The 22243-nt window shown below is 45.4% G+C and carries 17 protein-coding genes; 9 read left to right on the top strand and 8 right to left on the bottom strand.

Features of this window, described 5'->3' with window-relative positions; translation table 11 throughout:
- Nucleotides 1–239: 239 nt before the first annotated feature.
- Together AHMF7616_RS19270 and AHMF7616_RS19265 are read left to right on the top strand one after the other, a co-directional pair.
- Nucleotides 240–1130 carry a hydroxypyruvate isomerase family protein gene (locus AHMF7616_RS19270; RefSeq protein ID WP_115374359.1) on the top strand — a complete coding sequence of 297 codons (891 nt, stop codon included), beginning with the start codon at nt 240–242 and terminating at the stop codon, nt 1128–1130.
- Nucleotides 1131–1542: 412 nt separating this feature from the next.
- Nucleotides 1543–1896 carry a DUF1572 family protein gene (locus AHMF7616_RS19265; RefSeq protein ID WP_233507661.1) on the top strand — a complete coding sequence of 118 codons (354 nt, stop codon included), beginning with the start codon at nt 1543–1545 and terminating at the stop codon, nt 1894–1896.
- A gap of 152 nt (nt 1897–2048) precedes the next feature.
- Here the strand turns inward: AHMF7616_RS19265 and AHMF7616_RS19260 are convergent, their stop codons facing one another.
- The 4 genes from AHMF7616_RS19260 to AHMF7616_RS19245 all read right to left on the bottom strand — a co-directional run bounded on the left by AHMF7616_RS19260 (nt 2049) and on the right by AHMF7616_RS19245 (nt 5869).
- Entirely contained in the window at nt 2049–2879 is an 831-nt protein-coding gene (locus AHMF7616_RS19260) for a DUF4097 family beta strand repeat-containing protein (RefSeq protein WP_115374358.1), read from the bottom strand.
- A gap of 747 nt (nt 2880–3626) precedes the next feature.
- Nucleotides 3627–4493: a DUF4097 family beta strand repeat-containing protein gene (locus AHMF7616_RS19255; RefSeq protein ID WP_115374357.1), complete on the bottom strand. Its 867-nt coding sequence runs from the start codon at nt 4491–4493 to the stop codon at nt 3627–3629.
- Nucleotides 4494–4505: 12 nt separating this feature from the next.
- Nucleotides 4506–5312: a HEAT repeat domain-containing protein gene (locus AHMF7616_RS19250; protein ID WP_115374356.1), complete on the bottom strand. Its 807-nt coding sequence runs from the start codon at nt 5310–5312 to the stop codon at nt 4506–4508.
- Nucleotides 5309–5869: an RNA polymerase sigma factor gene (locus tag AHMF7616_RS19245; protein ID WP_233507659.1), complete on the bottom strand. Its 561-nt coding sequence runs from the start codon at nt 5867–5869 to the stop codon at nt 5309–5311. The genes AHMF7616_RS19250 and AHMF7616_RS19245 overlap by 4 nt, the downstream gene beginning before the upstream one ends.
- A 287-nt stretch (nt 5870–6156) precedes the next feature.
- Between AHMF7616_RS19245 and AHMF7616_RS19240 the strand changes: the two genes are divergently transcribed.
- Nucleotides 6157–6549, top strand: a complete 393-nt coding sequence (locus tag AHMF7616_RS19240; protein ID WP_233507657.1) for an endonuclease domain-containing protein — start codon at nt 6157–6159, stop codon at nt 6547–6549.
- A 381-nt stretch (nt 6550–6930) separates the two neighbouring features.
- On the opposite strand, the gene AHMF7616_RS19235 is transcribed toward AHMF7616_RS19240, so the two are convergent.
- The 3 genes from AHMF7616_RS19235 to AHMF7616_RS19225 form a co-directional block, all read right to left on the bottom strand.
- Complete coding sequence (locus tag AHMF7616_RS19235) at nt 6931–8286, bottom strand: GH1 family beta-glucosidase (RefSeq protein ID WP_115374355.1); 1356 nt, start codon at nt 8284–8286, stop codon at nt 6931–6933.
- 340 nt (nt 8287–8626) lie between these two features.
- On the bottom strand, nt 8627–9637 hold the full coding sequence (locus AHMF7616_RS19230) for a glycosyltransferase family protein (protein ID WP_115374354.1): 1011 nt from the start codon (nt 9635–9637) through the stop codon (nt 8627–8629).
- Nucleotides 9634–10488, bottom strand: coding sequence for a UDP-2,3-diacylglucosamine diphosphatase (locus AHMF7616_RS19225; RefSeq protein WP_115374353.1), 855 nt, complete (start codon nt 10486–10488; stop codon nt 9634–9636). The genes AHMF7616_RS19230 and AHMF7616_RS19225 overlap by 4 nt, the downstream gene beginning before the upstream one ends.
- Before the next feature lie 1346 nt (nt 10489–11834).
- Here AHMF7616_RS19225 and AHMF7616_RS19220 point away from each other — a divergent pair.
- The 5 genes from AHMF7616_RS19220 to AHMF7616_RS19200 all read left to right on the top strand — a co-directional run bounded on the left by AHMF7616_RS19220 (nt 11835) and on the right by AHMF7616_RS19200 (nt 20381).
- Entirely contained in the window at nt 11835–15032 is a 3198-nt protein-coding gene (locus AHMF7616_RS19220) for a SusC/RagA family TonB-linked outer membrane protein (protein WP_115374352.1), read from the top strand.
- 151 nt (nt 15033–15183) lie between these two features.
- Entirely contained in the window at nt 15184–16653 is a 1470-nt protein-coding gene (locus AHMF7616_RS19215) for a SusD/RagB family nutrient-binding outer membrane lipoprotein (protein ID WP_115374351.1), read from the top strand.
- 47 nt (nt 16654–16700) lie between these two features.
- The gene (locus AHMF7616_RS19210; RefSeq protein WP_233507655.1) at nt 16701–17141 is read left to right on the top strand and encodes a hypothetical protein; all 441 of its coding nucleotides are present in this window, start codon (nt 16701–16703) and stop codon (nt 17139–17141) included.
- Nucleotides 17142–17161: 20 nt separating this feature from the next.
- The gene (locus AHMF7616_RS19205) at nt 17162–18286 is read left to right on the top strand and encodes an FAD-dependent oxidoreductase (RefSeq protein WP_115374350.1); all 1125 of its coding nucleotides are present in this window, start codon (nt 17162–17164) and stop codon (nt 18284–18286) included.
- A gap of 763 nt (nt 18287–19049) precedes the next feature.
- Complete coding sequence (locus AHMF7616_RS19200; protein ID WP_115374349.1) at nt 19050–20381, top strand: aminotransferase class V-fold PLP-dependent enzyme; 1332 nt, start codon at nt 19050–19052, stop codon at nt 20379–20381.
- 379 nt (nt 20382–20760) lie between these two features.
- On the opposite strand, the gene AHMF7616_RS19195 is transcribed toward AHMF7616_RS19200, so the two are convergent.
- A complete protein-coding gene (locus AHMF7616_RS19195; protein WP_115374348.1) occupies nt 20761–21225 on the bottom strand; it encodes a RidA family protein in 465 nt (154 codons plus the stop codon).
- 336 nt (nt 21226–21561) lie between these two features.
- Between AHMF7616_RS19195 and AHMF7616_RS27245 the strand changes: the two genes are divergently transcribed.
- Nucleotides 21562–22230, top strand: coding sequence for a flavin monoamine oxidase family protein (locus AHMF7616_RS27245; protein ID WP_233507653.1), 669 nt, complete (start codon nt 21562–21564; stop codon nt 22228–22230).
- Nucleotides 22231–22243 lie beyond the last annotated feature (13 nt).

Genomic DNA, 22243 nt, shown 5'->3' with positions numbered 1-22243 from the left:
CATTTATAGAAGTAACTCTCTTGCATCCAGACAGCTATAATGCTGTCTGGATTTTTATTTTACATCTGATTAAGAGAGTTGTTCCGGTGCCTGTTTTCCAGAAGCAGTTGTTTCGGCGGGCCGAAATATTGGCCGAAGTGTAGCGGTTTAAGCAAAGTATTTGCTACATTGCGTATCGGCGGATTTGTCAGACATTCCAGCCAGTACAGGTTTTTACCCCTAAATTTTAACGTATCATTATGAAACAAGCATCTTCTCGGCGCGCCGCGTTAAAAAAAATCGCTGGTAGTGCCGCTCTCGTTACGGTAGGCTCTACGCTATCTGCCCGGGTAGCTGCCGCTGAACAAGCTATGGGAACGGAATTAAAAGGAAAAATTAACCACTCGGTTTGTAAGTGGTGCTACGATAAAGTACCACTCGACCAATTCTGCCAGGAGGCCAAAAAAATTGGTCTTAAATCCATTGAATTGCTAGGCCCTAAAGAGTGGCCTACGCTTAAAAAATACGGTTTAACTTGTGCCATGCCTAACGGTGCAGGTAAAGGCATTGAGCAAGGCTTTAACGATCCTAAACTGCACGACGAACTGGTAAAAAGCTACGAAGAAGTGATTCCGCTAGTAGCGGCCGCCGGTTATAACCAGATTATATGTTTTTCGGGCAATCGCCGCGGCATGTCGGATGAGGAAGGTCTGAAAAATTGTGCCGTAGGCTTAAAACGTTTAATGCCCACTGCCGAGAAGTACAAAGTTACCATGGTAATGGAGCTGCTTAACAGCAAAGTAAACCACAAAGATTACATGTGCGATCATACGGCTTGGGGCGCCGCCTTATGCCAGCAAGTAGGTTCCGAGCGGTTTAAATTGCTCTACGACATTTACCACATGCAAATCATGGAAGGCGACGTTATTGCTACTATTAAAAAATTCCATCCCTACATTTCGCATTACCACACCGGCGGGGTGCCCGGTCGGAACGAAATCGACGAAACGCAGGAGTTAAATTACCCAGCCATTATGAAAGCCATTGTAGAAACCGGTTTCAAAGGTTTTGTGGCGCAGGAGTTTATCCCGAAACGCACCGATGTTCTGGCCTCTCTGGATCAAGGGGTACGCATTTGCGATGTTGCGTAACTAGAAAAGTAAATTTTAAAAAAGCAGGCTCAATGGCCTGCTTTTTTAAAATTTACTTTTCTAATGTAAGAAGATAAGTAACAGGACAAAATTAAATTGATAAAAACCAAAGTTTAAGTACTTGATGATAAAATTATTAACGATCGAACAACGAACAACTAAAAACGACCAACTACTTAGCTTGGAGATAAATCAAAATTCTTAGAATTTAGTGGTTATATCTAGTCCGTTTCCGGTAAAGCCAAACAGAAATTCCGGTTTAGGTTGCTGTTGTAAATGGCTGCTTCAACGAAAGTGGTACAATTCAACAGTTGCTTTGGTTTGTCGGGATGATTACATTTTAAACAAAACAACAACTAAGTAGAGAATAGGCTTTCGAATTACTAAACCATTTATCTTTCAAGGGCTACCTATGCTGGCTGACTTTATTGTTATCTACGACCGAGACCTTATTCGGCTTAAAAACGAAATCCAGGCTTTTACGCCCGCAGCAAATTTGTGGCGAATTACCGGTCAGGTAACAAATACCGCCGGAAACCTGGGCTTGCACCTGGTCGGCAACCTGAAAACGTACATTGGCAAAAACCTGGGTAATAATGCGTATGTACGCGATCGGGAGGCGGAGTTTAGTTTAAAAAACGTACCGCAAGAAAAATTAATCCAGCAAATAGAAGAAACCCGGCAAGTAGTAGCAGCAGCACTGCAAAAATTAGATAACGCGCAATTAGCCAACACTTACCCGAAGAAACTTTGGGCTATCCTATGACCACCGGATTTTTCCTGATTCATTTAGCGGCGCATCTTTCGTATCATTTAGGGCAGATCAATTACTTGCGCCGGATATTGGAAACAGATTTCAAAAACTAAATAAAATGTAACGGTTATTCCATGCAAGTGAATACTTTTTTAGCATACTAGTTATTTCACTTTTCGGATGTAGATATTGCCGTTAAAGTTTTTGAACATAAACTCCGGGCCGCCGCCATTTACCGAACCGTAGAGCCATTTATCCAGTTTTACGCTTTTGCCGCCGCCTACTTTCATCATTTCTTTATCGCCGCCTTTGTTAAAGTTCATTTCAAAATCGCTGTAGATTTCGCCATTATCGGCTTTCATTTTGGTAGAGAACTTAGCGGAGGCGGGGAGGGCTACGTCTATTTTGCCATTCATGCTGCTGAAAGCCATGGGCACATTGGGGGTGATTTTTCTTAAACTTACTTCCAAATCACCGTTTAAAGTATTGGCTACTACCGAGCCGGAAACATCGGTTAGTTTAATGTCGTCATTCAGGTTGCTAATTTCCAGGTCGCCGTTTACGCCTTCCACAATAATTTTTCCGTTATTCATGGCGCTTAGTTTCATCGAGAAATCGCGGGGTACTTTTATGTCCAGATCTACGTCGCGGTTCATGGCGTTGGTTCTTACTACAACGCGGTTATTGTCTTCGCTGGCTTCCAGGCCAATGCTGTTGTTCGGAATCCGGCGCAGGCCACTAGCCGCGGCATCGTTGTGGCGTTCTCTCCGGCGGTCGTTGTCGTCGCCCCGACCGGAATAGCCGATAATCACGTCCTTACCGGAATGGGCGCTTACTTTAATGGAGCCGCTCATTAAATCTACTTTCAGGCTACCGGGCTGGCCGGGTTTGGTTAAATTAACTACTAAGTTTTTATTATTGTTTTGGGCCGCAACGGGTTTCGGGTTTATGATAATGGGTAAGGCAAAGGCTAGAATGTAGAATAATCGTTTCATGATGTAGATAATTTAAATATTTTTAAAATTTTAGTTTTTTAATTCGGATATTCTGATTGACATAGCTGCAAGCTTCTAGGATTATAGTCTACTATGGCACAGATTTACTTCCGTGACTTTCTAATTAGATTTGTTGGCATAGCTGCGGTTAATGTTTTAGTTTCTAAGTGCAGTTGTTTCATGGCTGAGGTATTGGTTCTTTTTGTCTTGATACAAAAAGAACCAACGAAAATCAAGACGCTAAAAACTCGCTGAACAACAGAACAGTTTAGCGTCAATCCTTGCATCTGGCTAGGGTTAACTGTTCTATAGCAACTAAGTGTTCCTTGTTATTAATAGTAAAATTTTAAAATTTTGTCATTCAGGAAGAACCTATTTACCTACACAGCAGAACAGGTTCAATCAGTATAAGCCTTTCCGTAAGTTTACATGTTAATTTTCTTTCTTTTAAATTAAAGCTATTACGTTCCGGTTATATCGCGAGCACGCTTCGCTCGTGATGATTATCGTCCGGCCTCTGGCTGGTGGTAGATTAACCGTATTTCGGTTTTTGCACTAGTACCATTATTGTTATTCCTTACTTTAAGGCCTTTCAGTTCGCCCGGCCAGAAGCCTCCCACATGGTAGCCACGAGCGTGGACGCTCGCGCCAGCAGGAATTTTTTAAATTTTTAACAACCTTTAAACTTTGCAACTTTCAAACCTTCCAACTTTTCAACCTGTAACTTGCAACTTCCAACCTCAACCCTCACTTCCCTTGCCGCACGTAGACGTTGCCGTTGAGGGTTTCGAAGCTAAAGGTGGGGCCACCTTTGCCGAGGCGCATGGCCTGGCGGTTATCTACTTTGTATATGGTACCCGAGCCTTTGTTTTTGGTGTTTTGGATGGTTTGCGCGGGTAAAGTTTTCAGGTTGTCGAAATCGCTGTAGAACTCGCCGTGCATGGTTTTAAAAGTAAAATCAGCGGATAAGTTTGGTTTGAACACCACGTTCAGCTTGCCGTTAATCGTCCGGAAGTCAGAATCGCCGGTGGGGTTTTTGGTGTAGGTTACGTCTACGTCGCCGTTTACAGTGTTAGCTTTGGTGGTACCTTCGATGTTGCTGATTTTAATCGGACCGTTGACGTTGTGGGCTTTAACGGTTCCCTGGGTGTTAGCTACCGTTACTTCGCCGTCGTTGACGGTGGATACTTCCAGGTTGGTTTTGCGGGGCACCTTTACGGTAATATTAAAAGCGAAATTGTAATCGTCTTCGTCGCGGTCGATGTTCATGCTGCGCATGCGGCCTTTGCGGCGGTAAATAAATGGGGCTTCGAGGTAAACGTACACGGTGTCGCCGGAGGCTTCGGTTTTTAACTGCACTTCGCGCATGCCTTTTTCGGCATCGGCCTGGGTTTTGGCCGTAATGGTTTTTTCGGCGGTAAGCTCTACTTTGTCGCCGGTAGAACCTTCTACTTTTACATCGCCCTGGATATTCTGCACGTAGAGCACGTGCGTACCGGTAGGCGTGTTATAGCTGACGCTGCGCGATATGTTTTCGGTTAATTTCTGGGCAAAAGCATTCTGGGTTAGCCCGCTGTACGTGAGTACCGCCAGGCTAAGTAACATTTTTTTCATAAGATTGATGGATTAGATAAGTACGTTGATGGTTTGTTTTACTTTAGCTTCTACCGCCTGATTTAAGTCTTTTTTGCGCAAGAGTTTTTGCAGTTCCCCTACCGATTTTTTCTCCTGTAAGCTCAGCATAATATCGGCGAGCGCAATTTGTACCAGCGGCGAATCTTGCTGACTGATGGCGGCAATTAAGCCTGCGCGCACCGCGGGGTTGCTGGCGTGTTGGTACAAGGCCTCGATGGTGGCTAACCGCACGTTCACGTTCGGGTCGTTGTTTAAGGTTTGCAGCAAAGCCCGGATTACTTTGGCATCAGCCGTTTCCAGATCGCCGGTCAGGTTCACGGCTTTCAGGCGCTCCGTAGCCGACGATTGCTTGAGTAAAGTCAACATCATCACTTCGCGCATGGTTTGTACTTCGCCGGTTAAGTGGCTTAGTTCTTTTTCGTAGGTTTTCGCAGGTGTCAGCCGAAAGCCGATGCCTACGCCAAGGGCCAACACCATTACCCCGAAAACCATTTGTCCGAATACCTGCGGTACGCTCCACTGCGCCAACCAACTGCCAAAGAAACTGCCTTTAGGGGCGCGCTGCGGGTTTTCTTTTTTATAATCCGCCAGCATCTCCTGAAAATCCGCTTTCATAAAAGGGCTGGGAGCCGGAGCGGGTATGTCGCTTAGTTGGCAATATAAATTTTTAAATTCCTGGATTTCGGTGGCTTTTATATGGCCTTGTTCCAGGTAATCCTGTAGTTCGGCTTCCTGCTGCAGGGTTAAGGTGCCTTCCAGGTGACCGGTTACTAAATCTATGTACTTCTCATCCATCATATCTCTTGCCGCTCTAATTGGGTATAAATATTTTTTAAATCCTGCATCGCCCGAAATACTTTTACTTTAACTGCCGCCTCGGAGCAGCACAGTATCTCGGCAATTTCTTTGTATTTTAAATCCTGGTACCGGCTCAAAATCAACACCTCTTTTTTATCGTGACTCAGCTGGTTCAAGGCCTTTTGTAACAGCTGTATTTCTTCGTCTTTTTTGGTTTGCTCCTCTATATTATACGAATTGTGCAAACTGTTTTCCACGGTAGTAAAATCATCGGAAAAACCCAGGCGGCTGTCTCGGCGGTAATGGTCGGCGTATACGTTGCGCGCTAAGTGGTACATCCAGGTCGTAAATTTGCCGTCGCCGGTAAACGTGTGTTTGTACTTAAGGATGCGCATAAATACGTTCTGCACCAAATCTTCGCTCACCATTTTGCTCGATGTAAACTGGTAGAAAAAGCTGTACAGTACCCGGTGGTACCGGTCGAACAGCAATCCCAGCCGATCTACGTCTCCGGATTTAACTTTCAGCATTAAAGCATTATCGGCAAGTGCGTCCAAGCGAAACAGCGTTTTGTTTTTCAGATTCAGAAAGGGAAACTGCGGGTTTGGGGAATGGTTACAAAAAAATTTTAAATTACCCCTCCGCCTGCGGCACCTCCCCTAAAAACAGGGGAGGAGATGCTGGTAAAGCTTCGTAGCAGCGGGTATTACAACTAACTAGCTTAAATAATTATTGCTGTAAGAGTTTTGTATTCAGTATGTTACATTTTAGAAGTTAATTTTGAAGGTAATAAAATAATAAAAGTTTTCTTAGTTGATTTCGCTTTGGCATTAAACTTTCTAAGATGATTTTTTTAATATTTTGGAAAATGCGGCAAGGGCAAATTCATTCGGTTGATTATTTATTGGAGAACAGGAAACAGTTACGGCAAAATTTAACTTCGGCGGAAGCCCGGTTATGGCAAGCTTTGCGAGGAAATAAATTAGTAGGTCGGAAATTTCGTCGGCAACATAGTATCGAGGATTACATTGTCGATTTTTATTGCCCTTCGGAAAAGCTCATTATTGAACTAGATGGATTGATGCATCAACAAAAAGATATTACCTTAAACGACCAGGAACGGGATGTTCGATTAAAGCAGCTGGGGTTTATTGTTTTAAGATTTGACAACTCTGCTATAATAAAAGACTTAGAAAAGGTATTAGCTACAATAAAAAGTCATTTTAGGCAAGAGTAATTACTAATTTCTGTGAATCAGAAAACAAAATTCTACATTCGCTAGTTTTTTTGTTTTTGTTGTGCTTAGAGTTAGCGTAGCGCTCTAAGTACTTTTTGTGCCGCCAATCTCTGATTGGCATGTAAACACTAGTAAATGCCAATCGGGAGATTGGCTTTCCAGAAAATGCGTAGAGACCGCTTCGCGAACTCTACGCATAACTAAGTGCTCTAAGTACCTTTTGTGCGATCAATTTCTGATTGGCGCTTCTCAGATTTTAAAGTTATCCCCATTCGAAATCGACTACTCGGAGATGCGAGAAAAGCACGGAAATAAATCCGCGCCATAGCAATAACTAAAATTTAAAAAAATAGGTTTTTACCTCAGTTAGTAACTAGCTTACTACAAAGCAGCCGCTGCATCTCCTCCCCTGTTTTTAGGGGAGGTCCAGAAGGGGGAGGGGTTCAAAAACTCCGTATACCACTTGCCCGAAGCTTTTACAATACGTTGCTGGGTTTCAAAATCGACGTACACGAGGCCAAACCGGGGGTGGTAGCCCTCGGCCCATTCAAAATTATCCGTGAACGACCACACGAAATAGCCGTCTACTTTTACGCCTTCTTGCTTGGCTTTTAGTACTTGCTTTAAATGTTCCTGAATATAATGCAACCGTTGCGTATCGTTTACTTCGCCGTTTACGACCTGGTCCGGGAAAGCAGCGCCGTTTTCGGTGATGATTAATTTCTTGATTTGCGGGTACTTGTTGTACTTGTGCAGAATGTGATAGATCGCGGGCGGGTATACTTCCCAGTTCATCACGGTGGAAGCTACCCCGCGTTTTTTAGGCGGCACCAAGGCGGCCTGCAGAAAAGGCGTGAAAAAAGCGTATTTCACCATTTCGCGGGTGTAGTTCTGAATGCCGATAAAGTCAAATTCAAAGGGCAGCAAAGCCTCGTCGCCGGGGCGCATAAATTCCTGGATGCGGCGCAAATAAGGTACGTCGGCGATGGGATAACCCAGACCCAGGCCGGGTTCGATGAACAAACGGTTGAGAATAGCATCTACCCGTCGGGTAGCGCCGTGGTCGCGGATAAGCGTAGGGCGAAACGGTTCCAGGTGGGAGCAGGAATAGGTAGTGCCAATTTCGGCGTGGGGCAAAGCATTTCTTAAAATCCGGCCACCTTCGGCCTGGCAAAGGGCGGCGTGGTGGGTAGCCGCTAAGAAAGATTTAATGCCGCGTCGGCCGGGCGCGTGTACGCCTAAAAAATAACCGGCTCCCACAAAAACCATGGGTTCGTTCAGTACCATCCAGTGTTTAATACGGTCCCCGAATTGGCTGGCGCACAAATGCGCGTATTCCTGAAACCAGGAAACAATGTCGCGGTTGGTCCAACCGCCGCGGTGTTCGAGTTCCTGGGGTAAATCCCAGTGGTAAAGGGTTACCCAGGGCTCAATGTTGCGTTCCAGGCAACCATCAATTAATCGGTTATAATAATCTATGCCTTTTTGGTTGGCCTGGCCGTGGCCTTTTGGCAAAATGCGCGACCAGGCTAGCGAAAATCGAAAGTTCGGGATATTCATCTGGTCCATGAGGCAAATATCCTCGCCGTAGCGGTTGTAAAAATCGCAGGAATGGTTGGCGTGGTGGCCCGATTGGATTTTGCCTTTAATGCCCGAAAATGTGTCCCAGATAGAAGGGCCTTTGCCGTCGGCGGTATGCGCGCCTTCGATCTGGTGCGCCGCTGTAGATACCCCCACTGAAACGTTTCGCCGAAAGCCGCCCGGGTTAAAGGTTGTTCGCTGGTGCGCGCCTCATTGGCCGTAGTATTTTTTAAAAAAGTTTGCTGCATCTGGTTATTTACTCAAAACGCCGGAAGTAAGCTTCCAGCGTTTCTGTTTTTTTAAATTTTTTAATTTTTGGTATCAGCCTAACTAGCGCAAGTGTTCAGCGAAGCGACACTTGTGTTTTATAGACAGGAGGAAGTCTCCTGACTTCCGTATCCCAACTAGCTGGTACTTCGCCAGTCCGGAGACTGGCTCTTGTCTATTGGTCCAAGAGACGCTGCGCTTAACTCTTGAACCATCCGTTTCTGAAATACTAAACCACCGACTGGTACTTATCCGCGGCGTGTTCCTGCAAAATCTGATCAATAATTTGTTCGGTTTCGTTCGGGTAATTTACCGGTATCACCGCGCCGTTTTCGAGCCACTCCTGAATAACCGGCAAATGCTTGGTTTTGAGTGACGGGATAACCGGTACGCCCATCCGTTTTAAAGCCGCCGCGTTGCATTGTTGTTCGTACTGACTTTTCATGGGAATGGCCAGTAACTTTTTCCCCAGGTACAAAGCTTCTGCCGGTGTTTCGAAACCAGCGCCGCACAACACGCCCGCGCTGGTAGCCATGCTTTTCACGAAGGCTTCGTTTTGAATCGGGTTTACCTGAATGTTTTTGTGCCGGAAAGGTGTTTTGTTATGCTTCGAGAACACCTGCCAATCCGTATTTTTAAAATTTTTCAGATGGTCAATTAACTTCCAGTCGTCGTAGGCGGGCAGGTAAACCGTAATGTGGCCCAGGTTGTCCGGGGTAAGTTCGCGTACCTGCGACCGGATTACCGGCGTAAAAATATTTTCGCCAAAACGATCGAAGTGAAAGCCGCAGTGGTGGGTGGCCGGCGCGTAATTTTTTAAAATAAACTTACCGAAAACATCTTCTTTTTTGGGTTGCGGGGCTTGCGGTGCCAAAACTGCGCTTTGGTGACTTAACGCCACGCAAGGCTTCTTTTTAAAGTAACAAGCCCAGGCCGAGACCGGCTCAAAATCGTTCAGCACTAAATCATACGACTCAATGGGCAATTGCCGCATTTGCTGGTAAAAAGCCCGGGAGTTTAACTTTCCGAAGGTTTTTACAAAATCAACCCCGCCTTTTTTGCCGAAAATAAAACTTAAGCCACCAAACTGGTGCTGCACCGGGTAAGGCAAAGATACATCGGCCTGGCAGCCGCTTACCAGAATATCTACTTCACCGCGTTGTTGTAAAATGGGGATAATATCCCGTGCCCGGCTTAAATGACCGTTGCCGGTGCCCTGTACGGCGTATAGTATTTTCAAGCGCCTTTTAATTTAAATTCCTGCATTAAGTTTTGCATGAGCTCCGGGTAATTAAGTACTTCCGATGCCGTGTCGGGGAGTTCTTCTGGGTGCGCCATGGTGGCATCATCGTGGTAGCGGTACAAATGCCATTGGCCACCGTAGTATTCCAGAGCGGTTAAGTTTTCAATCCAGTCGCCGGAGTTCAGGTAGGTAACCGAGCCGGCCTCGGTAGTAATGGCTTTTATTTCGGGTTGATGAATGTGGCCGCAAACTACGTAATCGTAGCCATTATCGATGGCAATATTAGCGGCGGTTTCTTCGAAGTTGTTAATAAAAGCTACTGCACTTTTCACCCGGTTTTTAATACTTCGGGATAAGGATATTTTGTTGCCGTTGAGCTTTACCGAAAAAAAGTTAACGAAGCGATTAATCAAAATCAATAAATCGTAACCTGCGGCACCCAGTTTGGCGAGCCAGCGGGAATGCTGCATGGTAACGTCGAACACGTCGCCGTGGAAAATCCAGGCCTGGCGGCCGTCGAGCTCGAGTAATAATTTGTTCTGGATGGTAAACGAACCCATTTTAAACCCCACAAACTTGCGCAGCATTTCGTCGTGGTTGCCGGTAATGTACTGCACTTTCACGCCTTTGGCGATTAAACCGGTCAGGTACTTCACTACCTGCATGTGCGCTTTGGGCCAATAACTTTTACTAAACTGCCAGATATCAATAATATCGCCGTTCAGGATAATTTTTTTGGGTTTAATGCTTTTCAGGTAACGCAGAAGTTCTTTGGCGTGGCAGCCGTAAGTGCCTAAATGCACATCCGAAATAACCACTACTTCTACTGGTCTTTTTTTTAAGCCCATAATAATCGGGTAAAAGCCTTAGGTAGTTGGTTGACCGGTTTGATCGGACTTGAGCGCCGAATAAAAAGAATGGAGCCGATACAGAACAAATTGATCTACTAATTGCCGGAATAAACGGGTGAATGCTTTCATAGTACTTCCGATTTTTAAATTTTGATTAAGAAACTGCTCTACCATTACAAGCTTGATTTAAAAGAGATCAAACAGAACACCGTAACAGCTGTATTTCTCAACATTTAAAACTACGAAGGAAGTATTAGCCGAATATTACCCCTAAGTTAAGTTTAGGTAAACACCAGTAAAAAACTAAAAAAACCGGAAGTGCTTTATTATTTGACAGGGTAATGATACTTATAGATAAAAATCAGTAAGTAATGATTTGTTTTTTAAGTATTCTATCAAGTAAACATATATATTTTATAAAATACACTTTAAATTTTGTGTGTTATTTATGAATAAACATTAAAAATCAGGTAAGTGGCCTTAAATTTTAAGGTGTATTTCGATAATTTTAAAATATATAATGTTGAATGTTTTTGAATTATTTCAAAAATAGGGCTGGATTTTAAAGGGTTTTCTGAAATATAATGAACGAAGGACTTTAAAGTCAGAATTTTATAGCTGTTAGTTGGATGATTTGTAAATTTTTCAATGATATTTTCACTTTAATTAATTATTTGTAACTATGCATAGTATCAAATCAATAATTAACAATAAAACATTTGTTTAATTATTAAGAACTCTGAAAAGCTTTTGTGTCTGGCCAACGTTGATGCTTTTTATACCTGAGTGGTTTATGGCAGATTTTTTAAAAAATTAAAAAAAGTTTTATTTCCGGGAGAAAATTATGGAGAGACAAGTACAAATCTTCTTATGCTGGCCGGCGAGCCAGCCGTAAAAACAAAAAAGCAGTAGCTTTGTAAAACCCGAAGCAGACAAGGACCTGATACTAAAAGTAAATTTTAGATCTATTAACAAAAATGGTAAAATCCTTGAATTGATTTGAAAAATAAATCTTGTAAAAAGCTACTAATATCTATTATTAAGAACTGTTAACCTGAAGGTTAATTTGGTTCTTGTCCGGTACAAACAGTTTCGTGCTATTTTGAACAATTCTGTTATCCGGAGTTGATTCAGTCCTGATTTTTACGCGCCACGTTTCCGGTTATTTCCTATTCTCAGGCAGCTTTTGTCGGGAGTCAGATAATTTTTGCCCATTGTAATACGCCATAACCCGGATGCCAACCTATGTTTTAAAGCCTTTCGCTGGAAAGGAGTGCGGTTTACGCATTGCCATTAATTACTTGTCTACACAAAAACAACACCCATCATTAAAATTAAGATTTATGAAGCGATTACTACTCTTGTATGCCCTTGTTACCCTAGCCCTGTCGCCGGTACTGGCGCAGCAGCCCATTAAAGTCACCGGTAAAATAGTAGATGCTGATTTACCCTTACCAGGAGTAACCGTGTTGGTAAAAGGTACTACCACCGGAACCGTTAGTAACGCAGAAGGAATGTATTCTTTAGAATGCCCGCCTACCAGCACCTTAGTATTTTCTTTTATTGGGTATACGTCCCAGGAAATTGCCGTTGGTGGTAAAACTAGCATTAACGTAAGCCTAGCTACCGATGCTACCCAATTAGGCGAAGTAGTAGTAACTGCCTTTGGTATCGAAAGAGAGAAAAAAGCCTTGGGTTATACCATTCAGGAAGTGAGCGGCAGTAAACTGGCCGAAGTAAAATCTTCTAATGTGGTAAATAATCTATCGGGCCGGGTGGCCGGGGTACAGGTAAACAGCAATGGCGGACCGGGAAGCAGTTCGAATATCGTTATTCGGGGTATGGGCTCAGTAAGCCGCAACAACCAGCCGTTAGTGGTTGTAGATGGGGTGCCTATTCAACAAGCTAATACGTTAGGAGTTGATCCAACAACCGGACAGCGCACCAGAAATGAAAGCCGCTTTGGGGGTGGTATCTCGGAAGTTAACCCGGAAAACATTGCTTCCATGTCTATCCTGAAAGGGCCTAATGCGGCGGCTTTATATGGCTCCCGGGCGGCCAACGGTGTTATTTTAATTACAACTAAAAACGGAGCGGGTACCAAAGGCATTGGGGTAGAAATTAGCTCCAGCGCCACCTTCGAGCGACCCTTAGTAAAGCCAGATTTTCAGGATACTTATGGAGGTGGTAATGGCTACCGCACGTGGTTTAACAATGGCCGCAGCGGTGCTATCACCGATCCTTTGGAAATAGAGCAATACCGCGCCGCTTATGGCCCCAATGCCCCATTGAACGGTACCGAAGGTACCGACGAAAGCTGGGGAGCGCCCATGGATGGCCGCTTGGTGCGCCAATGGTGGACCGGTGATAATGTAGCCCCTTTAACGCCGCATCCCGATAACTGGGAAGAATATTGGGAAACTGGAAAGACGTTTTTTAATTCAGTAGCCCTGGTCGGAGGCAACGATAAAGGCAGCTTTCGTTTGTCAATAGGTCGCCTGGATCAAAAGGGTATAATGTTTAACAACGATTTTAAAAGAAACAATATTAACCTGAACTCTTCTTATAATCTCACTTCTAAATTAAAGGCTACTGTTAGTGCCGAGTATATCAAATCAGGATCTGATAATAGATCTTTTCAGTCGAGTCAGGATTTTATTTGGGCGCACCGCTCCGTTTCCTGGGATCAGTTGAAGAACTGGCGCGATTACGTGGGGGTGCATAACCAATTACCCGGCGATAACCTGCCGCCTAACTGGCAACATACTTTTTTTGTTAATCCCTTTTACAACGAGGAGTTTCTTACCTATGCCAACGACAAAGACAGAATACGGGGGAATATGTCTATTTCGTATGATTTCAACGATAAATTTAGCTTGATGATTAGAAGCGGTACGGACTTCTGGAGCGATACCCGAACCAATGTTACTCGCTTCGAACGGATTTCGGGTGGCAACTTCCGGGCTGGCCAATTTAACGAAGAAGTGCTGCGCAGCCAGGAAACCAACCACGATGCTATGCTGACTTACAAGCAAGATTTTGGACCAGATTTCTCGTTTAATGGCCAGGTGGGCGGTATTTACCGCAGCAATTTCTACAAACGAAGCTTTGCGCAAGTAGAGCAATTAGTAATCGATCGGCTGTATACGCTCAACAATAATGCTAGCCCTAATACTAATCAAAGCGAAACGCAGGAGTTTAACGTACAAAGCCTTTTTGCCGCGGCTCAGTTTGGCTTCCGTAACTCTTTGTTCCTGGATGTAACCGGCCGTAACGATTGGTCGAGTACCCTACCCATCAACAAAAATTCCTTCTTCTATCCATCCGTGTCGGTGAGCGCGGTAGTTACCGATTTACTGGGTATCAGCGGCAAGGCTTTATCTTTTGCGAAAGTACGAGCCAGCTGGGCGCAGGTAGGGAACGATGCTGATCCGTACCAGTTGTACCAGGTATACGATGCAAAATCGCCGTGGAACGGCGCTGTGCCGAGCTTTGGCGAAAGCACTGATATTAACAACGCCGCATTAAAACCCGAAATTACGACCGGTCAGGAAATAGGGGCGGATCTTCGTTTCTTAGGAGGCAAAATTAGCTTAGACGCGACTTACTACACTAAGAGCACCAAAGACCAGATTTTAGGGGTAGAAATTTCCAAGGCTACCGGTTATAACCGTCGCTTTTTAAATGCCGGTGAGGTTACCAACAAAGGCGTCGAATTAATGTTAAGCGGTACGCCGGTGCAATTAGCCAACAGCTTCCAGTGGGATGTTTCGGTAAACTACGCCCGTAACCGCAGCGAAGTAGTAGAACTGGCCGAAGGTTTAACCACTTACACGCTTTACACCACCCGCGGACTTTCTACCGAAGCCCGGGTTGGTCAGCCTTACGGTACTTTCTACGGCACCGCGTTTTTACGCTCTCCCGATGGCCAGATTGTATATGACAAAGAACGCGGTACGCCCTTAGTAGCGCCAGGTCAAAAAGTACTGGGCAACATTCAGCCGGATTGGATTGGTGGTCTTTCTAACTCGTTCACTTTTAAAGGTGTTACGCTAAGCGCTTTAATTGATGTTCGGAAAGGCGGTGATATTTACGACGAAGGAACCGGCACTGCCCGCTGGACCGGCCAATATGCCGAAACGGCCGTAGGTCGCGAAGAAGGCGTAATTGGTAAAGGTGTGAAAAACGTAGGAACTGCCGATGCTCCGGTTTACGTGCCCAACGATGTAATTGCCGATGCCAAACTTTTCTACAGCTACAACAATCCGCGTACCTACCACGAATCCGCGATTTTTGATGCCAGCTACGTGAAATTACGCGAAGTAAGCTTAGGCTACCAACTGCCGGCATTCCTAACTAAATCCATTAGAGCGCAATCTGCCCGTATCTCGTTCGTTGGTCGTAACCTGGCTATTTTGTTCAAGAATACCCCGCACATTGATCCGGAAGTAGATTCACAAGGTGGTAACGCGCAAGGTTTTACTTACGGCCAGTTGCCAAATAGCCGCAGCTTCGGGATGAGCCTGGATGTGAAATTCTAGAAATGGCAGCCTCATCCCCCGGCCCCTTCTCCGGTAGAGAAGGGGTGCCAGCCAAGGAGCTTTTTCAAGTCCCTCTCCACCGGGGAGGGATTTAGGGTGGGGCCAACACCTTCTACCATTAAAATCTAAATATTTTAAAAAGACAGATCCGATGAAAATATATTCCAAAATCAAAATAGCCTCGTACGTAGTTGCCGGAGCTTTTATGGCGAGTGCCTGTACCAAAGACTTCGAATCCATGAACGTGAGCCCCAACAAACCCTCGGCGGTAAGTTCGGCGGTATTGCTGCCCAACGGCATTGAGTCGAGCGTGGACCGTTACTGGGGACACCGGGCGCGTTTTGAGCGCATCAACCTGGATGGCGGCATGCTGTGGGTGCAGTACCTGGCCCGCAATATTTACTCCGACGAAGGCGATAACTACAACATGAGCCCGGCTTATTACACCAATAACTGGAAAGGCTTTTACAACGACGCCCTGCAAAACTTCCAGCGGATTATTGTGCAATCCGGCCCGGAAGGAACCGCACCGAATGCCAACTACGAAGGCGCCGCCTTGGTAATGCGTTCCTGGGTATTTTCGTTATTAACCGATATTTACGGCGCTATTCCTTATACCGAAGCTTTACAAGGTACCGCCGAAACCCCGATTTACACACCGAAGTACGATTCGCAGGAAGCGGTTTATGCCGGTTTGCTGGAAGCTTTAAAAATTGCCAACGAAAAGTTAACGGTTGGTGGTCCGGCTATTTCGGGAGACATTATGTTCGGCGGCAAAATTGACATGTGGAAGAAGTTTGCCAACTCGCTGCGTTTAAAACTAGCCAACCGGCAAGCTGCCAAAAAGCCAGCCGAGTCGCGGGCTATTATGGCCGAAATTTTAGGCGATCCGGCCAAATACCCGATTTTCTCCAGCAACGCCGATTACGCAGTGCTGAAAAACGCCAACGGTTTACCCAGCAACAACGAGTGGAACCAGGTAATGATTCAGGAAAGCCGTACTGACTGGAACTTGAGCAAAACCTTGGTAGATAAACTGCAAGCCTTGAACGATCCGCGCTTAGCGGTTTACGGCCAGCCGGTGAATAACCAATACATTGGCATCCCGAACGGTTTGCCCGATGCGATTGCCACCACTTACCTGGCTACCAGCGCCAAGATTGGAACGTACTTCTTGCAGACTACCACGCCCAGTGTTATCATGAGCTATTCCGAATTGCTCTTTACCCTGGCCGAAGCTGCCGTTGACGGCGACATTACCGGTGATGCTCAGATGTATTACGAACAAGCTATTGCCGCTTCCTTTAATCAGTACGGTTTAACCATGCCCGCCGATTATTTGGCAACGGCCGGATCGGCCACCAAAGAAAACATTCTCACTCAAAAATGGATTGCGCTGTTTGGTCAAGGTATTGAGGCTTGGACCGAATACCGCCGCACCGGTTACCCGGTTCTGCCTAACCCCGATACCCGGGCTATCTTCCTGAACGATGGGGTATTGCCTACCCGTTTGCAGTATCCATCTACCGAATACTCGCTGAACAAATCTCAGTTAGATGCCGGCATTTCTTTAAACGGCGGCGCCGACGACAAAAAAACCAAAATGTGGTGGGTAGAGTAGTTAGCCTGGTAAAAATTTAAAAATTTTAAATTCTAAGCGTATCAATCATGAAAATAAATCATCTGCATAAATTTTATACCCTGCTTTTTGCCCTGAGCTTTTTCTTAATGAGCTGCGAAAAAGAAGACGAACTGGTAGTAGACCGGGTAGTATCGCCGGTATTAGTTACCGTATCTGGGTCCAGCTTTTTGGCTACCGAGCCGGTAAAAGTAACCACGGGCATTTACGAACTAGATAAAAGTGGCATTCTGGATAACAAGGTAGGCATCGATACTATCCCGGTAACTGGTTTAGCTGTGAAAGTAATGCTGAATAATGCGGCCATTACCGAGCTAACCACCGATGCAGCGGGTCAGGTAAGCATGGAAAAAACCTGGGCCGAACTGGGATTAGCTGCTCCCACAGCCGGTAAATTCCTAGTGCTGGAATGGTCGGGTTCGCACAAAGGACAGGCTTTTACCAAAACAAGTCGGGTAGTAGTAAAATAATTTAAAAAACGCTACCCAACATGCATAGAAGAGATTTTCTGTTAAAATCCGGGGCACTCGGGCTGGCTTTGGCCATGGGGGCTGGTTCTTGTGCGCCGGCCAATAATCTTTACCGCGGTAGCGCCACCAGTGCGGGCTCCCGGCGCTTGCCGCGCGTCCGGATTTCGCCGGACCGGGTCGTGAAAGAAACGGTAGGGCTGCGGCCTTACCGGCTTCTGGGTCCCCGGTTGGACGTAGAAATGCTGGGTAACAAAACCATTGTGCATAATTACGGGCACGGCGGCAGCGGCTTCTCGCTTTCCTGGGGCACCGGCCAGATTGCCGCCAATAACGCTGCGGCTACCGGTAAAAAAGAAATTGCGGTAATTGGCTGTGGCATTGTGGGGTTAACTACCGCCCGTTTGCTCCAAGAACAAGGCAAAACTGTCACCATTTACGACAAAGAATTATGGCCAAAAGTTACGTCCAGCATGGCTACCGGCACCTGGTCGCCGGCGCATTTGCTCTGCGAGGACGAGCACGTTACTCCAGAATTTAAAGCTTTGTGGGAGCAAGCCTGCACCTATTCTTTCCGGACGTACCAAAACCTGTTGGGTTTAGGCGATATTGTTACCTGGATCGATCATTTTATCATTGGCGGTCGCACGCACAAAGAAGAACCTAAACTGCACATTAAAGGACAATTGCCAGAACCCATCGAGCTAACCCGCCGTGAACACCCGTTCCGGGCCAAAGAAGTGGTGAACCAACCCAACATGGTTTTCAACATTCCGGCTTACCTGCGCCTGCTCACCGATGATTTTTTAAAATTTGGCGGCAAAATTCAAGTGCAGGAGTTTAAAACCCTGGAAGAGGTGGATGCTTTGTGGGAAGATTGCGTCGTAAACTGCACCGGCCTAGGTGCCAAAACCTTGTTCAACGACCAAAACTTAATGCCTATTTCGGGTCAATTATCTTTCCTGATTCCGCAACCCGAAATCAATTACCGCTTAAGCACGCCCAACGGGTATATTATTCCCCGGAAAGATGGTTTAGTGCTGGGCGGCAATGCGATTCGCAATAACTGGAACACGACTCCTAATCCGGAGCAAACTAAGATTGTAATTGCTGCATTAAATGATGCGATGATGGGAATGCGGAGTTAAGTCGTTAGCCTTAAACTTCTTTAAGAGATAAAGCAAAGTATAGCATACTATGGCGCGGAAGTTACTTCCGTGACTTTTAAATCAGATCAAGGCAGATAAATCTAAAATCATTGTTCGCATAGCGGAGACTGTAGCATTGGTATCCTAGTGATGTTGTTTCATAGTTTAGGTATTTGTTCTTTTTGTCTTGACACAAAAAGAACCAAAAAAGTCAAGACGCTAAAAACTCGCTGAACGCTCGAACAGTTTAGCGTCATTCTTTTGCACCGGGCTTAGGCTGTATGTTGCATAGCTAGCTAGCACAATTTTAAAAAACTAATTGCTGCCATACTAATCCACGCTGGCGCGAGCGTCCTCGCTCGTGTCTTACTATGTAGGAGGCCTCTGGCCGGGCAAACCGATAAACTTGAATAAAAGGCTAACAACCTAAACTTACCACCGGCCAGAGGCCGAACGATGGTCATCACGAGCGAGGACGCTCGCGATAGAATTAGAACGTACTAGTTCCGCTTCGGAAGGGGTAGGGGGAGGATAACTTCCACAAACTTACTCTAGTAAATGGCATCTGAAAAAAAGCTCCCCGCCTTAGATAAGGAAGGGTTGGTGTAGTTGATTTCCCTTCTAATTAGATAACTAGTCGTTATTGTAGCAAATTATTTTTATATTAATGTAAGAAGAAGTATAGCTGAGGCTTTGAGCAGTTGAATTATAATAAAAATCATTTTTAAAACGGAAAACCTACCACTAAAAATCAGTAATTCTCATGCCGGATAACTCAAATTCCAGAAGAAACTTTGTTCGAAAAATAGGTGGTTTGGCTGGTTTGCTGAGCGTTAGTCCGGCGTTGGTAGCCTGGAAAACCGAAACGGGTTTAATTATTCCGGAAGTTGCCGCGGCCGAAGATGTAACCCGCGACGAAGATTACTGGAGTTTTATTCAGCAAGCCTATTCGGTTTCGCCCAACATTATTAACCTGAACAACGGTGGGGTAAGTCCACAGCCTATTGTGGTGCAGGATGCCCTCGACCGGTATAACCGCCTGAGCAACGAAGCCCCCAGCTATTACATGTGGCGCACCTTAGACGAAGCCCGCGAAGCAGTCCGGATGAAATTAGCCGATCTGGGTGGTTGCTCGCCCGAAGAAATTGCCATTAACCGCAACGCCAGCGAAGCTCTGGAAACTATTATTTTCGGCATAAACCTGCAACGCGGCGACGAAGTGGTCCTGACTAAGCAAGACTACCCCAACGTGATTAACGCCTGGAAGCAACGCGAAAAGCGCGACGGCATAATTTTAAAATTTATCTCCCTGGACTTACCCATCGAGGATAATCAATTGATTGTTAGCAAATTTAAAGCAGCTTTTACGCCCCAAACTAAAGCCGTCATGATTACGCACCTGATGAACTGGTCGGGGCAAATTTTACCGGCGGCTTTGATTAGCCGGGCCGCTAAAAAACACAGTCCGACCATTCAAGTAATAATCGATGGGGCACATTCTTTTGCCCATATTAATTACAAAATTCCGGATTTAGAAGGCGATTACTACGGCACCAGCTTACACAAATGGCTTTGCTCGCCGTTTGGCACCGGCATGTTGTACGTAAAGCAAGCTCGTATCAAGGACTTATGGCCGCTCCTGGCGCCCGAAGATCCGCAAAGCCCCGATATTCGCAAGTTCGAACGGCTGGGTACCCGCTCTTTCCCGACCGAAATGGCGATTGGCCATGCCATCAATTTTCACAACACCATCGGGAACGAGCGCAAGCAGAAACGGCTGCATTTTTTAAAAAATTACTGGGTAGAGAAATGTCTGAACGTACCGGGTTTTTCCACGCAAACTTCCCTAAAACCCGAGTTTTCGGGAGCTTTATGTACTTTCGCCTTAAAAGGCATGGAGCCCGGGCAGGTAGCCAGCGAATTATTTAAACGCGCCCGCATTCATACGTCGGCCACGGTTTGGGAAAATATTAGTGGTGTGCGCATTACCCCGCACATATATACTCCCATTAAAGATTTAGACCGCTTAGTAGATACCATTCACGCCATTGCCAAAGAAAACGTGACCGCCGCTAACCGCACCAGCAGCAAATAAATTATAGCAAAGGATTTATCGGAGCTTAGCCCAGTAAAATTTAAAAACCGGCCTGCTTTTCTTCCTAACCAATATGTTAAGGAAGAAAGGCAGGCCGGTTTATTTTAAGAACTACTAACTAAAGCAACTAGCGCCAGTGTTAAGCGAAGCGTCACTGGTGCTTGATAGACAAAAGGAAGTCTCCTGACTTCCGTAAACATATTATCAGATACTTTCGCCAGTCCGGAGACTGGCATTTGTTCATTAGTCACCAGTCTCGCTACGCTAAGACTGGCGCCAGTTTAGATTTATGAAGCGTTTCTTAATTTAAAATTAACAAACATACGCTCTGTTACAACTGTAGACTATGGTTTATCGACCATCGACCATGGACTAACAACTAATGCATAGCGGCAATAACCGAGATTTCTACGTTGGCGTTGCTGGGTAAATTAGATACTTGCACTGTTTCACGAGCGGGCGGCTCTACGGTAAAGTACTTACCATACACCTCGTTTACTTTCGCGAACTGGCCCATGTCTTTTAAGTAAATAGTAGTTTTAACGACGTGCCGGAAATCCATGCCGGCTCCTTTTAATATCGCCTGTAAATTTTTAAGCACCTGGTCGGTTTCGGCTTCAAAACTTTGCGACGCTAACTGGCGGGTTTGCGGATTAACGCCCACTTGCCCCGCTACAAACAAAAAACCATCTACTAATACGCCCTGGCTGTAAGGCCCTACTGGTAGAGGAGCTTGGTCGGTTTTAATAATTTTCTTTTCGGGCTGGGTGCCCGCGGTTTGTCCAAAGCTGGCCGTAGCCGATAACAAAACAACAGCGCAGGATAGGTAAAAACACTTTTTCATGGATAAATCAGGTTAAAAGGTAACGACTCTATAAGAAAAGTAAAAGAATTAATCATTTTTTAAGCTGCTGCACCAGATTGTACGATTTAAATTAAACAACGATCTGGTAAAAACAGATGGTTTTATTATAAACAGTTTAAATTTTAAGGCACTTAAGTAAAAAATACATGTTTTTCATTGAAACAAGTGTAAATTTTAGGTATATGTTGAAATTTACACTTGTTTTTTCGGCAATATACTATAAAATTTTTACCTTTAGACATGGAGTTTTAGTAAAATTTAAATATAATTAATTTGAAACATCTATCCCGAAGAGCTTTTTTAAGTAAGAGCGCAATGCTTGCCGGAAGTGCTTATCCGGCTATGATGGCGCTCGGTTTATTGCCCGGTGCTCCGGCGCATGCTTTTAATTTATCCGGTGATGGTAAAGGCAAACACGTCCTGATTTTGGGTGGTGGTTTAGCCGGCATGACGGCTGCTTACGAGTTAAATAAATTAGGTTACCGCACTACTATTCTGGAAGCCCGAACCCGGGCCGGCGGTCGCGTATTTAGTGTCCGGAAAGGATCTACCCACCAGGAAGGAGACGGACCGGTGCAAACTGCTAATTTCGACAATGGCTTATATTATAATGCCGGCCCGTCGCGTATTCCGCATCACCACCAGCTCACCATGCATTATTGTAAAGAGTTAGGCGTACCGCTGGAGGTATATAATAATGTAAACGAAGGCACTTATTACTTCAGCGAAGGCAAAGGCGCTTTATCGAATAAAAAAGTACGCGCCCGCGAAATCCACAACGACATGCGCGGCTACATGACCGAGCTGCTCGCCAAAGCCCTGGACCAGGATAAACTGGATTTAGCTTTAAATAAGGAAGACGCCGCCAAAGTGCTGGAATACTTGCGCGCCGAAGGCGGCCTGGATATAGATAAGTTATACAAAGCTTCCGCACGCCGGGGTTACCTGGAATCGCCGGGGCCGGTGAAAAGTCCGGGAAAGTAGGTGACCCACATAA

The sequence above is a fragment of the Adhaeribacter pallidiroseus genome, from assembly GCF_003340495.1.
Taxonomy (GTDB): Bacteria; Bacteroidota; Bacteroidia; order Cytophagales; family Hymenobacteraceae; genus Adhaeribacter; species Adhaeribacter pallidiroseus.
This window is presented reverse-complemented; position numbering and strand designations above follow the sequence as displayed.

Bases quoted from the DNA above. Each gene is read 5' to 3' on its own strand.
- AHMF7616_RS19270 (WP_115374359.1), top strand. From the start codon at position 240: ATGAAACAAGCATCTTCTCGGCGCGCCGCGTTAAAAAAAATCGCTGGT.
- AHMF7616_RS19265 (WP_233507661.1), top strand. From the start codon at position 1,543: ATGCTGGCTGACTTTATTGTTATCTACGACCGAGACCTTATTCGGCTT.
- AHMF7616_RS19260 (WP_115374358.1), bottom strand. From the start codon at position 2,879: ATGAAACGATTATTCTACATTCTAGCCTTTGCCTTACCCATTATCATA.
- AHMF7616_RS19255 (WP_115374357.1), bottom strand. From the start codon at position 4,493: ATGAAAAAAATGTTACTTAGCCTGGCGGTACTCACGTACAGCGGGCTA.
- AHMF7616_RS19250 (WP_115374356.1), bottom strand. From the start codon at position 5,312: ATGATGGATGAGAAGTACATAGATTTAGTAACCGGTCACCTGGAAGGC.
- AHMF7616_RS19240 (WP_233507657.1), top strand. From the start codon at position 6,157: ATGATTTTTTTAATATTTTGGAAAATGCGGCAAGGGCAAATTCATTCG.
- AHMF7616_RS19225 (WP_115374353.1), bottom strand. From the start codon at position 10,488: ATGGGCTTAAAAAAAAGACCAGTAGAAGTAGTGGTTATTTCGGATGTG.
- AHMF7616_RS19220 (WP_115374352.1), top strand. From the start codon at position 11,835: ATGAAGCGATTACTACTCTTGTATGCCCTTGTTACCCTAGCCCTGTCG.
- AHMF7616_RS19215 (WP_115374351.1), top strand. From the start codon at position 15,184: ATGAAAATATATTCCAAAATCAAAATAGCCTCGTACGTAGTTGCCGGA.
- AHMF7616_RS19210 (WP_233507655.1), top strand. From the start codon at position 16,701: ATGAAAATAAATCATCTGCATAAATTTTATACCCTGCTTTTTGCCCTG.
- AHMF7616_RS19205 (WP_115374350.1), top strand. From the start codon at position 17,162: ATGCATAGAAGAGATTTTCTGTTAAAATCCGGGGCACTCGGGCTGGCT.
- AHMF7616_RS19200 (WP_115374349.1), top strand. From the start codon at position 19,050: ATGCCGGATAACTCAAATTCCAGAAGAAACTTTGTTCGAAAAATAGGT.
- AHMF7616_RS19195 (WP_115374348.1), bottom strand. From the start codon at position 21,225: ATGAAAAAGTGTTTTTACCTATCCTGCGCTGTTGTTTTGTTATCGGCT.
- AHMF7616_RS27245 (WP_233507653.1), top strand. From the start codon at position 21,562: ATGCTTGCCGGAAGTGCTTATCCGGCTATGATGGCGCTCGGTTTATTG.